The sequence below is a fragment of the Rhodospirillales bacterium genome (assembly GCA_016710335.1).
GTDB lineage: Bacteria > Pseudomonadota > Alphaproteobacteria > Rhodospirillales > Defluviicoccaceae > JADJXQ01.
In genome coordinates this window covers 128,771-144,154 of the sequence record JADJXQ010000025.1, presented here as the reverse complement: position 1 = coordinate 144,154, position 15,384 = coordinate 128,771, and the positions used below count along the sequence as shown (strand labels likewise).

Below are 15,384 nucleotides of genomic sequence, written 5' to 3'. Positions count from 1 at the left end.
GTCGCGCATGGCGCGCGGTTCTAAAGCAGGCCGGCAAGGAGGCCGGCGGTAAACGCGTCACCGGCGCCGGTGGTATCCGACCGCTTTGACATGGAAGCTGGCACGAGGCCCATGAAGTCGCTGGTAATGTGGATGGAGCCGGCGTGGCCGCTGGTGACGACCATCAGCTTGGGTGCGGTCGTTCCACAGATGTCCTTCACCTGCGCAGGATCGTTGACGCCGGTGAGAAAGCTCAGTTCGCGTCTTCGCTGATCTCGGCGATGTCGGCCTTGGCGGGGGGCCGGCCCGAATGCCACCGTCGCGTGCGGCGGTCGCGTCAGACCAAGAACGAGACCCGCAGAAGGTTTGGATCGTAGGAGATCATCGCGCCGGCTTCCTGCGCCCATCCGCCGCAAACAGCGGTGTGGCTGGCTCGGCCAGCAGGCCGATCGGGCGAAAATGGAGGAGGCTTGGCGCGGGCGATAGCGCCGAGATCGATCATCGATCAGGGCGAGTAACGTCGCGGCGCTGGGGTTACCGAAGAACACGAATTCCGTTCACCGTCGGCGCGAAGCGGTACGAAGGCGAGCGCCGTCGGCGCATGACGGGTGTATCGGGAGGCGCGATCATCAAACGCCATTGACCTCGAGCGTCCGGGCGAGAAAATGGCCGGGCAGGGTCGACCCCACCATCCCCATGAAGCTGCTGTGACCCCGAGCCGCTTCAGCCCGACGACCACGTAGGCCGGAGCGCCACCTGCCGCCTTTCGAAACGTTAACGCCTCAGCCAGGTCGAAACCGGTCTCGGTGGGAACGAAGTCGACCAACAACTCGCCGGGGCAAATGGCGTCCGACATGCACCTCCGGGCCACGGCACAAGCAGTCTGCGCGATTGTCCTGCCACCCCATGCCAGTAACGTGACGCAGCACGTGCGGCTGCTAAAAATCGTCCCTGTAGAAGGCGCGGATTGCCGAAAGACGAACAGCTCCGGATTGAGCGGCACGTCGAAGCGGGTGTCCAGCAGCGGGCCTCGGTCGTGACGCCCTGGGCATCGACCACAAACCACTTCCGGCGAGGCCCGGATCAAGATCGTCGCTGAACGCCAGCGTGACGCTGCCATCGAGGTCCTCGCTCCGCGATGGTGATCCGGAGCATCGTGTCGTCGTGCTCGAAGCCGGGGATGGTCAACTCCGGATCGTCGAAAGAGAGGGTTGTTTCAGCCGAGAAGTAAGAAATGCCGGCAGGGGGTGCTGTTGGTCGGGACGTGGCTGACCCTGCTCCAGCTCGCGGTCGAAGTAGACCAGGGAGGCCGTTGTTGGCGATGATCCGGTCCGGCACGGGCGGGTCGTAATCGATCCGGAAGCCGCCCCGGCCGCCACGGGTAAAAGTCACCTTCACCAACTCCCCGTTGGAGGACACCTGCAGGAACCGCGACTGCAAGGTGCCGAGCCCGTGAGAGTAGCGTTCGAGGCGCTCGATCTGATGGCGATCCTCGGCGCCCAGCCAGCGCCCCGCGAAGTAACGGCGGCATGGAGAAGCAAGCGGGAACAGCAACGACGAGACATATCAGTCCGGCGACGGCGATGGCGAGTCTGGATCACGGTGAGGCGCATGGAGTCAGCCCTTCGGGAGTGATGCTCATTCATGGTCATCGCGAGGCGGTTTAGCACCAGCGATCGTGAACAATCAGGAGAGCTTTATGCGGCGTCGCCGTCCGAATTACCTCGTCAAACCGCCTCCTCGCAACGATGATCATCGGTTTGCTTCGCCTTGCGCAGCGGCGGTTGTGCAGGTTAAACGGCACGCGCTCGCCGACCAGCATCGCACTTTTACACGCCGACGTTCCGGCACTCACCAGACCTGGCCTCATCCGCTCGATCAGCCGGGCGGCGCGGTTGTAGCCGATCTGCAGGTGGCGCTGGATGAAGCTGGTCGAGGCCTTGCCCTCGCGCGACACGAGCTGAACCGCCTGGTCGTAGAGCTGGTCGCTCTCGCCGTCGTCGCCGAACGCCGCCTCGCCGGGACCGGCCTCGTCCTCGATGCCCACCTCCAGGTATTGCGGCTCGCCCTGGTCCTTCAGGTGGCGGACCACCTTCTCGACCTCCTGGTCGGCGACGAACGGGCCGTGCAGGCGGGTGATGCGTCCGCCGCCGGCCATGTAGAGCATGTCGCCCTGGCCGAGCAGCTGTTCCGCGCCCTGCTCGCCGAGGATGGTGCGGCTGTCGATCTTCGAGGTGACCTGGAAGCTGATCCGGGTCGGGAAGTTGGCCTTGATGGTGCCGGTGATGACGTCGACCGAGGGGCGCTGCGTCGCCATGATGAGGTGGATGCCGGCGGCGCGCGCCATCTGCGCCAGGCGCTGCACCGCGGCCTCGATCTCCTTGCCGGCCACCAGCATCAGGTCCGCCATCTCGTCGACCACGACGACGATGAAGGGCAGCGGCCTCAGGTCGAACGGCTGGTCCTCGAACACGGGCTCGCCGGTCTCGGGGTCGAAGCCGGTCTGGACGCCGCGCTTCCCGGCCTCGCCGCTTTGCCGTCTCGGCGACGCGCGCGTTGTAGCCGGCGATGTTGCGCACGCCGAGCTGGCTCATGGCGCGATAGCGCCGCTCCATCTCGCGCACGGCCCATTTCAGCGCGCCCACCGCCTTGCCGGGCTCGGTCACCACCGGCGCCAGCAGGTGCGGGATGCCGTCATAGACCGACAGCTCCAGCATCTTGGGGTCGATCATGATGAACCGGCACTGCTCGGGCGGCAGTCGGTAGAGCAGCGACAGGATCATGGTGTTGATGGCCACCGACTTGCCCGAGCCGGTGGTGCCGGCGATCAGCAGGTGCGGCATCTTCGCAGGTCGACGACCGCCGGCGCGCCGCCGATGTCCTTGCCGAGCGCGAGAAGAGCTGCCCGGTGTGGCCTTCGAAAGCCTCCGCGCCCAGCAGCTCGCGCAGGTGCACCATCTCGCGGCGCACGTTGGGCAGCTCGATGCCGATGACGTTGCGCCCCGGTACCACGGCGACGCGCACCGAGACCGCGCTCATCGAGCGGGCGATGTCGTCGGCCAGCCCGATCACCCGCGACGACTTGGTGCCGGGCGCCGGCTCCAGCTCATAGAGCGTCACCACCGGGCCGGGCCGCACCTTCACGATCTCGCCGCGAACGCCGGAAATCCTCGAGCACGGAGGACAGCATCAGGGCGTTCTGTCGAGGCTGTCGCGGTTAATCCCCTGAGAGCCGCGGGTGCGCGGCGGCGCCCCCGCAGATCGAGCGGCGGCGGACGGTCGGCATCGAACGCGAATTGCGGCTGACGGCCGGAAGCGTCCGACTTGCGCCCTGCTTATTTTTGGCGCCTTGGGGCGATCCGGTCCTCGTCATCGCGGTCAGGGCCGCCGCCCTTGTCGAAGAGGGCGCCAGCGCGTCGGCGGGATCTCGACCAGGCTCGGTCGCGGCGGCGCCGCGAAGGCCGGCTGGCGATGCGCGAGCCAGAGCGATCGGGCCGAAACAAGCGAGCGGGCGCTGGCCAATATTCTCCGGGCTTGCCGCCCAGTACGCGGCACGGCGCACGGCGTCCGTCAGAGCCGCGCCAGCGCCTGCCACTCGCCTCGCGAGAGAGGACGAGGGCCCACGACCACAAAAGCACCGCGCCGCCGATCCCGCACCCTAGTGCCAGTCCGGTCGCGGCCAGCGCCGGATAAAGCGCCTGCCCCAACCGCGCGATGCCCTGCAGCAACAGGAAGCCGATCAGGCCGCCGCTAACCGGTGTAACGGCGAGCATGTGGCGTTGGCAGCGCCACCAGGCGGCAGCGACCAACGCCGTTGCCGCCACCAGCGCGGGAAGCCGCAGCCCGCAGCAGCGGGACGCTCCGCTTGTGCATCAACCGCCAGCCCCACAGCGGGCGTGATCACCGGAATGAGGATGCCACCGCCCCGGCCCGTCCTGCACCATGGCGTCGGAGGCAACGGCGCCGAATCGGCCGAGCAGGTTGTGGGCGGCCGCGTCGGTGATGTGGTTCGGGATCATTTGCCGGGTCGTAGCTGATCAAAGGCGGCGAGCGCGACAGCGCACTCCGTGATTAGGGTCATGCCGGTCAGTAAGCGGGCCTTCGCGACATCCATGCCCGCACTGCCACGGGAAGCACGCAGGTCGGGGCGATCAACGTCAAGCGAGCCGTGTGTGGGCGCAAGAGTGCGGTATTTCTGCGACGTTAGCAAGCGGCCTTGATGCAGGATGTTGGGATCAGGCCCCGGCATCTGTCCCATGAAAATCAGGCGTCTGCAAGGGAACTGCGCCGTTGACGCAAATCCACGGCGCAGCTCTCCCGGTGTCGAAGCGGGAACAGTGTTGCAGAATTATCGCTACCTCCGTGCTACAAGGTGCCGCGTGCCGGAAACGACAACCGCGGGCGATCGTCGGCGACGGAAAAAGGGCCGAGGGTGACCTTTCGCCCAGGATGCCGAGGGATGCAACTGATGGACGGACATCAGGTCCACCCTACTCCCCGGCGGGTAGGAATCGCGGGCTTAGTGCACGGTCTCGCCGTGGAGGCTGAGGTCGAGGCCGGTGATCTGGCCTTGTCGACGCGGAGGCCGATCACCGGTCGATGACCTTGCGCGGATGAACGCGACGATCGCGCGGTAGACGATGGTGGCGGGATGCCGACGATCTGGGTCCAGATCTGACCGACGTTGCCCTCGATGGCGCTGGCGGTGCCGCCAATGGCTTCCCACCGCGAACACGCCGTTGAGCACCGCGCCTACGATGCCGCCGATGCCGTGGACGCCGAACACGTCGAGGAGTCGTCGTAGCCGAGCGTCGTCTTCAGCCACACCGCGCCCCAGTAGCAAGAGACGCCGGCGATGATGCCGATGGCCAAGGCGCCCGTCGGCCGACAACCGGATGCCGGGGTGATGGCGACCAAACCGCCGACCGCACCTGAGACGATGCCGCTCAAGCGCTCGGCTTCGGCAGGAGCCACTCAGTGAACATCCACGCGAGCAGCCGCCGCCGCGGTGGAGGGATCTGGGTCACCGTCATCGCCATGCTTGCCGACGCATTGGCGTGACCGTAGATCCAAGCGTTGAAGCCGGGAACTAGCCGACCCAGCAGCGGCGACTGCGATCAGGCTGAGGGTGAGGTTGTGGTGGCCATGTTGTCCACGCCGTAGCCGTGTCGCTTGCCGAGCACGATGGCGGCGACGAGATCGGCGATGCCGGCGTTGATGTGGACGACTGTGCCGCCGGCAAGTCGGGAAGGACCCCTTTTTCGGCTAGGGAACCACGCCGCCCCACACCCAGTGGCAGACCGGCGCATAGACGATCAGCATCCACAAGGCCGAGGACCCACAGCATGGCGGAAAACTTCATGCGATCGGCGAACGCGCCGGTGATCAGTGCGGGGGTGATGATGCGCGAACGTCATCGAAAGGTCATGAACAGGGATTCGGGAATGGTGCCCCTGGAGCGCATCGGGCGCCAATCCGACCAGGAACAGGTGGTGCCGAAGCCGCCCATGCAAGATCCATTGAGCGCCTGTCTCCAAACGCGATGGATCAGCCGGCGACCATCCACAACACGGTCATCAGGCAGCAGACCGCGAAGCTCTGCATGACGGTCGCGGGCATGTTCTTGCGGCGCACCATGCCACCGTAGAACAGCGCCAAGCCGGGGATGGTCATCAACAGGACCAGGGGCGGTCGAGGTCAGCATCCACGCCGTATCGCCAGAGTCGAGATAGGTTGCCGTTGTCCTGGGCGAGCGCAAAACCCATGTGAGACATTATCATCGCCGCCAGGCCCACGAGGCCGAACCACCTTCCTATCTTGATAAGTGTGCCGATCATCATCAGATCTCCTCGTTCCATATCCTTGTCGTTCGTGTCCTTCTCGGCCGCGCCGAGCCGTACCCGGTTTTAGAGGCGACCGCCGTCGCCGCCCCGGAGGCGCAGACAGACCTCCTCCTCAATTTCCGTGCCGGAGCCCAAAGAGGCGGGGTGAGGAGCTGAAAATGCTGGAGGGATCCTCCCGGCAGGATGAACGAGCGGTGTGCGCGCGCGATTGGATCTGCCCAGAAATTAATCAGAGTTGGCGCGAGTGATGACGTTTCCGAGCAACGGCCGTGTGACGCCAAGACGCGGCAACGCATTTGTCTTGGACGTTCTTGATGCGGTTCTGCACAGGGGTGACACGGGCGCAAGTATCTGAAACTAAAAAAAAGAAAATGTGTCCGATTCGGGGCCGGGAATGTATGCGGATGAGCCTCTTGCAGAAAGCTGATTTTATGTGGTTTTTGGTTTTTGTATGAATGGTTTAGGTGGTTTGGGGTTGTGGTCGAACGAGTCTTGGGAGTTGTTGCCGTTAGTGCCAGGATCCCGAAGCCTAGGTGACAGAGGACTTCGGCGTGGCCGGACGCGGACGGTGCAGGCGCCGAGGTTGTCTTTGAGGGCCTAGCGCCGCGTTCGGCGGCGACCGTGCATGGAAGCGGCGATGTTCAGGGGAGTGCGAACCGGGTCCGGCGGAGACGCTTCTGCTCTGCGGCGTTTTTGGCCCGGCGGCCAGGGTGGTGGCGGTTGCTGGCTTCGATCGCTGGGCTGGTGGCCGAGGCGTCGGCTGTAGTCAGCGTGGCGGTGGCTTCGTAAGCGCTGTCCGGTGGATGTCCGTAGAGGTATTGGATGCGCCTGGAGGGTGAGATGATGAGGGATGGCGACTTGGCTGTCGTGGACGAGGCGGAGGTCAGCACGGCGGCGGTGGGGACGTCTCCCATCGGCGATGTCGGGATGGAGTTCTAGCCGATCCACTGGTGGCGGAAGCCTTGCTGTTGGTTTTGGATCCGACGTCGCAGCGGGTCGGCAGGTCGGCTTGGCGTGGTCCTGAGATCGAGGTTTGGTTGGCGTTTAAGGCGGTCAGGCGGCGTTTGGTGACGGCTTCCCCGGCCTTGGGCCGCCCGCGCTTTCGCTTCGGCGCCTGGAGTCTTTGGGCGGTGGCGGGGTTTTCGCGGGCATCGATCCCGAAAGTGGCGTCGCGGGCGACATGTTCCCCAGGCGGCCGTCGTGGCCAATCCTGACCAGGGCCTCGTGAACCCGTTCGAACGGCCGCCGCTGGTCGCGAACTCGGCAAAGCCCGCGAGAACGTCGCTTCCTCTCGGGACTTGGCGGCGCCGTTCCCAGCCACAGATGCGTCGCAGACGGCCATCGACGTCGAGACGTTCGATGAGGCGGCGGTGGTGGGCAGATGGAGAATGGCCTTGGCACGAAGGCCCGGGCGATGGCCCGGCGGTCCTCCGGCGGCCGCCCGGCCATCGGCGGCGGGATGTGGGTTTCCAGTCGAGCATGTCGAGGACGAGGACGACGCCGCATGCCGGCCGTGAGTTCGTCCACCTCCTCCCGCAGCCAAGGGAACAGGGTGCCTTGACGTGGCTCCAGCATCGCACAAGCCGATCCCTGCTCCTACAGAGATAATAACCAAAGATACATAAAACGCCACAGCAAAAATCAAAACTACAGCGGAGGATCCACTACAAATACAGAACGTGCGGATCAGAACTCAAATACTACTTCATGCCCTTTGTGTTTCTGCAAGACTGAACTTGAACAGTGGTGGGGAACGGGGCGGGAACATTATTGCAGCCATTGATTTCCCGTCTTTGGACTTCGAAACGCCCAAGCCTGTAGTGGAACATTTTCGACGATATGGCGTTTTCAGTTGATGTTTTCAGGATTTTCGAGAACAACATCCGGCATGTTCGTGCGTGAGAAGACAGCCCAGGGTCATCGCTACCTGTATCTGGTGGAGAGCATCCGCGAGGGCGACCGGGTTCGGCAGCAGATCGTCCGCGCGTTGGGGCGCAAGGATGCGTTGGCGGCGAGCGGTGAGCTGGACCGGCTGATCGCCTCGCTGGCCAGGCATTCCGAGCGGGCGATGATCCTCTCCGACATGGAAGCCGGGCGGATCGCCTGCACCCGGATCGGCGGGCCGTTGTTGTTTGGCCGGCTGTGGGATCGACTGGCCATTCCTGAGGTTCTGGCCGATCTCCTGGATGGCCGCGGCTTCGGCTTCGACGTCGAGCGCGCGGTGTTCGTCGCCGTTCTGCACCGCCTGTTCGTCTCCGGCTCGGATCGGTCTTGCGAGACATGGATGGCGGACTACGCCATCCCGGCGCAGCCGAGTTGCAGCTGCATCTTTCTACCGCGCGATGGCGTGGCTGGGCGAGGAGAGCGAACCGGCGGCCGAGGGCGCGCTTGCACCCCGGTGCGTCAAGGACCGGATCGAGGAGCAGTTGTTCGAGCGCCGGCGGAATCTGTTCAGCGAGCTGTCGCTGGTGTTCATGGACACCACCACCCTGTCGTTCCACGGCGCCGGCGGCGAGACCCTCGGCGCCCATGGCCATTCCAAGGACCACCGCCCGGACCTCAAGCAGATGGTGCTGGCGGTGGTGATGGACGGCGAGGGACGGCCGCTGTGCACCGAGATGCTGCCCGGCAACACCGCCGACGTCACCGTGCTGCTGCCGATCATGGACCGGCTGCGCAAGCGCTTCATGGTGGGGCGGGTGTGCGTCGTCGCCGATCGCGGCATGATCTCGGCGGCGACGATCGAAGCTCTGGAGGAGCGCAAGCTGGAGTACGTCCTCGGAGCGCGCGAGCGCTCGAGCCGGCTGATCCGCGAGGTCGTGCTCAAGGACGAGGCTCCCTTCACCCCACCTGGTGATCGAGCGGGTCCGTGGCGAAACCCAACTCTTCGTCAAGGAGGTCAGGGCCGAGGGCGTCCGCTATTCGTCTGCCGCAACGAGGCCGAGGCGGAGAAGGAAAGGGAGCGACCGCCAGGCCATCGTCGCCGGGCTGGAGAAGCAACTGAAGAAGGGTGACAAGGCGCTGATCGGCAACTCCGCCTATCGGCGCTATCTGCGCCGGGTGCAAAGCGAGGGCGGCCGGAGCGAGCCCGCCTTCGAGATCGACCCCGGCAAGCTCGCCGACGAGGCCCGCTACGACGGCATTTCCGTCCTGCGCACCAATGCCCGCATCACCCCGCTGCAGGCGGTGCTGCGCTACCGAGACCTCATCCAGGTCGAGGACCTGTTTCGCCAGGCCAAGGCGATCCTTCGCACCCGGCCCATCTATCATTCCTCCGATGCCGCCATCCGCGGCCACGTGTTCTGCTCGTTCCTCGCCCTCGTACTCCAGAAGGAGCTGGCCGACCGCTGCCGCGCCGCCAGGTTGGCCGTCGAATGGGAGGCTCCTGCGCGACCTCGATCGGCTGCAGGAAGCCACCATCGACAAGGACGGAAAGCGCATCACCACTCGCACCGCCGTCACCGGACAAGTCGGACGTGTCTTCCAGGCCGCCGGCGTCGCCCTGCCGCCCAACCTGCGCGAATACACCCCCGCCTGACCCTTCCGTCCCCTCCACAACCTTGAAATGTAGTGCAAACACCCGACGCCGCCGACGTAACTCGCTGACGTGAAACAATCTTTCCAAAGCCACTGTTCAACTTGGGTTAGGTTACAGCCGTAGACCTGATGAAGAAGGGATCAAGACCACCCGGCAACCACGGTGTAGGAGCGCTACCGGTTACAGCCGTAGACCTGATGAAGAAGGGATCAAGACTCCTTGCCCGCATCGAAGGACATAGCCAATACTCGTTACAGCCGTAGACCTGATGAAGAAGGGATCAAGACCACGCTGAGGGCGTGCTTCCCGCGTCAGTGCGGAGTTACAGCCGTAGACCTGATGAAGAAGGGATCAAGACTGGGTGTGGCTGACAGGGTTGATGGTACGCGCAGGTTACAGCCGTAGACCTGATGAAGAAGGGATCAAGACGCCAGTCCAGGACTTCCTTCCCTGTGTAGAACGTTACAGCCGTAGACCTGATGAAGAAGGGATCAAGACACAGGAACAACCTCGTCCGCCTAATGGGCTTTGAGTTACAGCCGTAGACCTGATGAAGAAGGGATCAAGACGCAGTCCTGTAGGACTGCTTGCGCTTCATAGTCTGTTACAGCCGTAGACCTGATGAAGAAGGGATCAAGACGAAAAATCTTTAAGGAATATAAAAAAAAGAAAGAGTTACAGCCGTAGACCTGATGAAGAAGGGATCAAGACTGTCATTCCTCCATGGGTTGCTGGTGTGTCAGGGGTTACAGCCGTAGACCTGATGAAGAAGGGATCAAGACCTGGACTTGGGATAGCGTCCCTTCGGCGCGTAGCGTTACAGCCGTAGACCTGATGAAGAAGGGATCAAGACCATGTCCTCAGCCGTCAATTCCTTCCCCCTGGGTTACAGCCGTAGACCTGATGAAGAAGGGATCAAGAGGGATCAAGACCTGAACGGGATCGGTTATGTGTGGGACTGAGGGTGTTACAGCCGTAGACCTGATGAAGAAGGGATCAAGACTCGATGATTCCGGCGCCGAGCGGGGTTCGGGTGTGGCTGGCGACGGGGCATACGGACATGCGCCGCGGAGTTGACGGGCTGGCGCTGCAGGTGCTGGAGGCGCATCCGGACGGCCGAGATCGGGCCGCGATCGTCGATCAACTGTGCGGAGAGGCCGACGCGCGGGGCATCCGCATTCTGCGCGACAAGGACGCTGTGGGCCTTGGCGCGCGTATCTCGAAATTCATGAATCAGGGTTTATGCGTTGCCGTGCGACATTTTTGGCAAGCAGGATGCGCAGCACTTCCGGCGAATGAGAGAATTTAGCCACTATGTCGGCGACATGCTGGCGACCGTGGCCGATATCCTCCAGCCCCGCAGCTTCGAGGAGCTGGTAAAATACGGCTTCGACGACATTAAGTCCCCCAGCGACCGGGACTGATGGTGTGATGGCGGGTCAATGAACTGTCATGGCAAAGGAGGGACAGCATATCGAGATCTGCTGGTCTCCGGAAAGCCTACGTTTTTAACATTGTTTGTGGTGCCGACGCGCGGATTTGAACCGCGGACCTACTGATTACGAATCAGTTGCTCTACCGCTGAGCTACGTCGGCATCTTAATCGTTTTGTTTGTTTCCAGGGCCTCACGCCATTGCGGGCATCGATGTTCGGCCAGCCAACCGGTGGCAGGCGCCCACGAGGACGTCTGCCGGAGGCCTTCTGACGCTTTCCGAGGCTTTATAGATAATCCTCGGCTCTGAAACCAGTCGTCTCTTCGATCACCGCGGCGCCGCGGATCCAGGATGCAGGTCGGCGGCGCATGGCACCGGCTAATCGTTCCCGCGAGGCAGGATCCGGTAGCTGCGGCTACGCGAGGTACGGACGCGGCCGGCGATGGCGTCGAACGGCTTGTCGGACAGGACCTGGCGAACGTCGGCGATCACCTCCTCGCGCAGCCTGTAGTACTGGTGGTTGCCATGCCCCACCTCGGTGAAGTCGACATCGGAGCAGTCGATCGCGTAGACGCGGTCGCTGATCGCCTCCATGTTGCGCGGGCCGACCTCCCCGAGACGGTTGGGGTTGCCCTTGGTCAGGTCGCTGACGTCGAGGATGCGGTCGCTGCGGCTGTGGTAGACGTGAACGAACTTGGCGAGGCCGGGCAGCAGCCCGAGCTTGAGCTTCTCCTCGAAGGCGTCGTCGTCCTCGTCGGCCGCCATCAGCAGCACGTGCTCGAAGATCCGCGGCAGCGGCTGCATGCGCAGTTCCTCGAACAGCCGGTTGAGGGCGAACCTGAGCGTCCAGTTGCCCATGCTGTGGGCGACCAGGTGGATGCGTTGCTCGCAGAGGAGGCGCTCGCCGTCCGGCAGCGGCTCGCCGGGCTGCAGGTTCATCGCCCGCCGCCGCACGCGTTCCTCGTCCCGCAACGACGTGAGGTATTTCAGCAACCGCAGCAGCGCCCGTGCGACGGCCACCCCCGAGGCCTGGGCGTCGTCGCGGTCGCTCTGATATTCGTAACGCGGGAACACGCGGCCGTTGGATGGCCACGAGAACGCGAACACCGGCGGCCGGTAGGACTCGCGGGTCGGATCCGAGGAGCCCGGATGACGCGTGATCTGGTATTCCGCGTGAAGCTGTGCCGCCCGCTCCATGCCGCTTTCGAAGGTGTTCGCGAAGCCATGGAGGAACAGCACAATGTCCCGGTCGCTGGAGCGGAGGGTGTGGCGCACGTCCTCGAACAGCGACTGGCTGCCCCGCACGTTCTGGTCGAGGGCCTCCGCCTCGACGCGGGCGTTGAGGAACGCATAGTCATCGCGGCCGCGGCGCTCGACGCTAGCCTTTCCGACGCGATAGTACTGCGGCCCCGCCTCGTTGAAGCGTTCGCCGAATTCCGGCTCGGTCAACGAGCCGTTGAAGTTCCGGTTCGAGGCGAAATAGACATCCGCGGTCGTCGCCATCGCAGCCCCTCCCACACTCGTGTTTCCTGCCGCCTGTCAGGATGATACGCTTGAGGAACCGCGGGCGGAAGCGCTTCCGGCCCGCCGGCAGGATTGGAATGGCCCCGTGGGACTCAGTCTGTTCGGAAGCACCCTGGCGCTGATACTGGCGGCGCTGCCGCTCCTCGCCCTGCTCGGGGTGGCGCTCCTCGGCCACATGGTCGGTGACTGGGGACGCGGGATGCTGCTCGCCTATGCGGCGGTGCTGCTCGGCTTCCTCGGCGGGGCACTCGTCGGCGGATCACCGGCGGCATCGGCGCAGGCGGCCGGCGCCATCGCCGCCGTCGTCGCCGTCGCGGCGCTCGCCTTCGGCGGCCCGCCCGGCCTGCTGCTGCTGACAGCCGCCTACGGTCTGGCGGCGGCCCTCGCGTTCTTCAGACCGGACACGGCCCCGCCCTGGCCCCTGCTGCTCATCGCCGCCGCCGCCTGCCTGATCGCGGGGATCTACCAGCGGCCCTGACCGTGATGCCAGCCTCTGAAAGCTCTTGGCTTCTGCGCGCAACTACCGCAGCCAGTCGGTGACGGCGAGGCCGTCGATGCGCGAAAATTCCCGCAGGTTGTCAGTGACCAGCGTGCAACCGAGCGCCAGCGCGTGCGCCGCGATCAGGAGGTCATTGCCGCCAATGATCTTGCCCATGCGCTCGAGACGTGCCCGGATCACGCCATAGGTTGAATCGGCCGGATCCTCGAAGGGAATTATGTCGATCGCCCCGAGGATTGCCTCCAACTGCACGCTGAGCCGCGCCGAGCCTTTCGCTCTGCCCCATAGCGCAATTCCCAGCGGCGACGATAATGCTGGTGCAGACAGCCTCTTCGCCGACATCCGCGATGCGGTCGGCGACTATGCCCTGGGGTCTGCGCACCAGGTCCGAGAGCACGTTCGTGTCCAGGAGGAAGCGCATACTGATGACCCACGCGTCCCGGCCTTACAGATCCACCGTGCGCGGCGGCGCATCGTCGATCGGAGGAAAGGTATCTTCGATCGGCTCAAGCGCCGCCAGAACGGCCATCAGCGAAAACGGCGGCGCCGGCTCGATCACCAGCCGCTGCCCGTCCCGCCGCATTACGGCTTCCTTTCCAGGCAACTCCAGCTCTCGGGGGATCCGCACGGCTTGATTACGTCCGTTGCGAAACAGCTTGACCCGTCGTTCCACTGTCATTTCATCGACTCAGACCTATGCCACGGCATATGCCGCATGACCCTATGATCGGGGGCTTGGGCTTCCCAGTCAACGGCAATCGGCATGTCATGCTACATGGATCCACGGGACATGACGGTCACCGCGATGATGCTCCCCTACCGGTACGGGTCCGGGGTGTTGAGGTAGTCCCGGACGTACGTGGCGACGCCGGCTTCGAGGGACGTGAAGGGGTGGGGGTAGCCGGCGGCGCGGAGCTTGGTCAGGGAGGCCTGGGTGAAGTACTGATAGCGGTCGCGGATCGCCTCCGGCATCGGCACGTAGTCGATGGCAGGCTCCCGGCCCAGCGTCCGATAGACGGCGGCGGCGAGGTCGGCGAAGCTGCGGGCCTGGCCGGTGCCGACGTTGAACAGGCCGGAGACGCCGGGGTTCTCCAGCAGCCACAGCACCACCTCGGCGCAGTCGCCGACCCAGACGAAGTCGCGAAGCTGACCGCCGTCGGGGTAGTCCGGCCGGTGCGACCGAAACAACTTCGCCGGCCGGCCGGCGGCGGCGTCCGGGAAGACGTGGGAGACGACGCTCGCCTGAGGACCTTTGTGGGTTTCGTTGGGGCCGTAGACGTTGAAGAACTTGAGCCCCGCCCACTGCGGCGGCTGCGGATCACCGTCCGCCACCCGGCGGGCAACCCAGCGATCGAACAGATGCTTGCTCCAGCCGTAGAGATTGAGGGGCCGGAACGGCGCCAGCGCCTCCGGCGTGGCCACGTCATCGAACCCGAGCGCGCCGTCCCCGTAGGTGGCGGCCGAGGAGGCGTAGATGAAGGGGATCCGATGTTTCGCGCACCACGTCCACAACGCGACCGACAGCCGGACGTTGATCTCGACGGTGCGGTCGGCGTCCGTCTCCGTGGTCGACGACACCGCCCCCATGTGCACCACCGCAGTCACTCCGACGCCGGCCGCATCGAGCGCGGGGAACAACGCGTCCGGGTGGATGACGTCGACCAACTCACGCTTGGAGATGTTGCGCCACTTGTCTCCGCTCCGCAGCCGGTCGCAGACGGCAAGCGGTTCCGTCCGACGCTGTTCCAGCGCCGCGACGATGTTGGACCCAATGAAGCCGGCCCCTCCAGTCACCACGAACGATCATTAGCCTAAAGTGCATCGGCTCGTATGAGCCCTACCGCTGGGGTGACCCCGGCCACGGAACGAGCGATGGACACGCCGTCTCCCACCCGACCGGTCAATCCCGCAGCCGCGCGGCTACCAAGACTGCACGTCCGCTTGCGTTTGCCTTTGTACATCGAGGGCCCCTGTGATCTCCTGCAGCACTTCGTTCGCAGTGCCATCATCGTGGGCGAAATCGCGATGCTCGCTGTCGATCTCGAGAATGGGGATAGAGCCTCGCACGAGATCGACCTGCTTTTCGAGCGACCGATTGAGCTCCTCCAGGAATTCCAAATGGATCCCCCGCTCCGGTCGACGCCGTCTTCGCCGGATTCGCCTCAGCTGCTCTGTTGCACCACATCTCAAACAGACCAGAAGCCTCGGGTCCCCGAGTTCCTCCCTCACCTGCGTATAAACAGCATTGAATGCGACCAGCTGCCCCGACCGAAGAGTCACGTCAGCATAAGCTCGGTCGAGAAGCAGCGAGAAATCGGCGGTGGCCAGCCCAGTGTCACCGGTTTCCACCTTCAGCTGATGATAATGCTGAAGCAGAAACGAGACCTCGGTCTCGAACGCGAAATGGGCAGGGTCGAGGTAGAACGCGCGCCAGTAAGGATTATGTCGGAAATTTTCCATCACCGCCCCGGTTTGCCCGCCAATTATGGAAGCGAGTGTTGTTTTTCCCGATGCGATGCCGCCACATATCTCGATCCGGAGTCGTTTCATTTCTCTGGCGCGGCCGG

General features: G+C 64.3%; 9 protein-coding genes, 1 tRNA gene, 4 pseudogenes and 1 CRISPR repeat array. Of the genes and pseudogenes, 3 read left to right on the top strand and 11 right to left on the bottom strand.

Annotated features, from left to right (window positions below):
* Window positions 1–20: 20 nt before the first annotated feature.
* The 5 genes and pseudogenes from IPM60_17670 to IPM60_17650 form a co-directional block, all read right to left on the bottom strand.
* Window positions 21–296: a hypothetical protein gene (locus tag IPM60_17670; GenBank protein MBK8909619.1), complete on the bottom strand. Its 276-nt coding sequence runs from the start codon at window positions 294–296 to the stop codon at window positions 21–23.
* A 766-nt stretch (window positions 297–1,062) separates the two neighbouring features.
* Window positions 1,063–1,533: a hypothetical protein gene (locus IPM60_17665; protein MBK8909618.1), complete on the bottom strand. Its 471-nt coding sequence runs from the start codon at window positions 1,531–1,533 to the stop codon at window positions 1,063–1,065.
* Window positions 1,534–1,642: 109 nt separating this feature from the next.
* Window positions 1,643–3,147: pseudogene (locus tag IPM60_17660) on the bottom strand (DNA translocase FtsK).
* 704 nt (window positions 3,148–3,851) lie between these two features.
* Complete coding sequence (locus tag IPM60_17655) at window positions 3,852–3,998, bottom strand: hypothetical protein (GenBank protein MBK8909617.1); 147 nt, start codon at window positions 3,996–3,998, stop codon at window positions 3,852–3,854.
* A 500-nt stretch (window positions 3,999–4,498) separates the two neighbouring features.
* A pseudogene (locus tag IPM60_17650) lies at window positions 4,499–5,816 on the bottom strand (ammonium transporter).
* Window positions 5,817–7,710: 1,894 nt separating this feature from the next.
* Here IPM60_17650 and IPM60_17645 point away from each other — a divergent pair.
* Window positions 7,711–9,360, top strand: a pseudogene (locus tag IPM60_17645) (IS1634 family transposase).
* A gap of 110 nt (window positions 9,361–9,470) precedes the next feature.
* Window positions 9,471–10,363: direct repeats of the CRISPR family, unit length 37 nt; unit sequence GTTACAGCCGTAGACCTGATGAAGAAGGGATCAAGAC.
* A gap of 3 nt (window positions 10,364–10,366) precedes the next feature.
* The gene (locus IPM60_17640; protein ID MBK8909616.1) at window positions 10,367–10,669 is read left to right on the top strand and encodes a hypothetical protein; all 303 of its coding nucleotides are present in this window, start codon (window positions 10,367–10,369) and stop codon (window positions 10,667–10,669) included.
* A gap of 212 nt (window positions 10,670–10,881) precedes the next feature.
* Here the strand turns inward: IPM60_17640 and IPM60_17635 are convergent.
* Both IPM60_17635 and IPM60_17630 read right to left on the bottom strand, forming a co-directional pair.
* A tRNA-Thr gene (locus IPM60_17635) sits at window positions 10,882–10,956 on the bottom strand.
* 216 nt (window positions 10,957–11,172) lie between these two features.
* A complete protein-coding gene (locus IPM60_17630) occupies window positions 11,173–12,297 on the bottom strand; it encodes an alpha/beta hydrolase (GenBank protein ID MBK8909615.1) in 1,125 nt (374 codons plus the stop codon).
* 106 nt (window positions 12,298–12,403) lie between these two features.
* Between IPM60_17630 and IPM60_17625 the strand changes: the two genes are divergently transcribed.
* Window positions 12,404–12,796, top strand: a complete 393-nt coding sequence (locus tag IPM60_17625; protein MBK8909614.1) for a hypothetical protein — start codon at window positions 12,404–12,406, stop codon at window positions 12,794–12,796.
* Window positions 12,797–12,838: 42 nt separating this feature from the next.
* Here IPM60_17625 and IPM60_17620 read toward each other — a convergent pair.
* From IPM60_17620 to IPM60_17605, 4 genes and pseudogenes are all read right to left on the bottom strand, one after another.
* Window positions 12,839–13,238 (bottom strand): annotated as a pseudogene (locus tag IPM60_17620) (type II toxin-antitoxin system VapC family toxin).
* 24 nt (window positions 13,239–13,262) lie between these two features.
* Window positions 13,263–13,496: an AbrB/MazE/SpoVT family DNA-binding domain-containing protein gene (locus tag IPM60_17615; protein MBK8909613.1), complete on the bottom strand. Its 234-nt coding sequence runs from the start codon at window positions 13,494–13,496 to the stop codon at window positions 13,263–13,265.
* Window positions 13,497–13,633: 137 nt separating this feature from the next.
* Window positions 13,634–14,614 carry an ADP-glyceromanno-heptose 6-epimerase gene (gene rfaD, locus IPM60_17610; GenBank protein ID MBK8909612.1) on the bottom strand — a complete coding sequence of 327 codons (981 nt, stop codon included), beginning with the start codon at window positions 14,612–14,614 and terminating at the stop codon, window positions 13,634–13,636.
* Between the two features lie 123 nt (window positions 14,615–14,737).
* Window positions 14,738–15,367, bottom strand: a complete 630-nt coding sequence (locus IPM60_17605) for a deoxynucleoside kinase (GenBank protein MBK8909611.1) — start codon at window positions 15,365–15,367, stop codon at window positions 14,738–14,740.
* Window positions 15,368–15,384 lie beyond the last annotated feature (17 nt).

Coding starts and splice junctions, on each gene's coding strand:
- IPM60_17655 (MBK8909617.1), bottom strand. CDS start 3,998: ATGATCCCGAACCACATCACCGACGCGGCCGCCCACAACCTGCTCGGC.
- IPM60_17640 (MBK8909616.1), top strand. CDS start 10,367: ATGATTCCGGCGCCGAGCGGGGTTCGGGTGTGGCTGGCGACGGGGCAT.
- IPM60_17630 (MBK8909615.1), bottom strand. CDS start 12,297: ATGGCGACGACCGCGGATGTCTATTTCGCCTCGAACCGGAACTTCAAC.
- IPM60_17615 (MBK8909613.1), bottom strand. CDS start 13,496: ATGACAGTGGAACGACGGGTCAAGCTGTTTCGCAACGGACGTAATCAA.
- IPM60_17605 (MBK8909611.1), bottom strand. CDS start 15,367: ATGAAACGACTCCGGATCGAGATATGTGGCGGCATCGCATCGGGAAAA.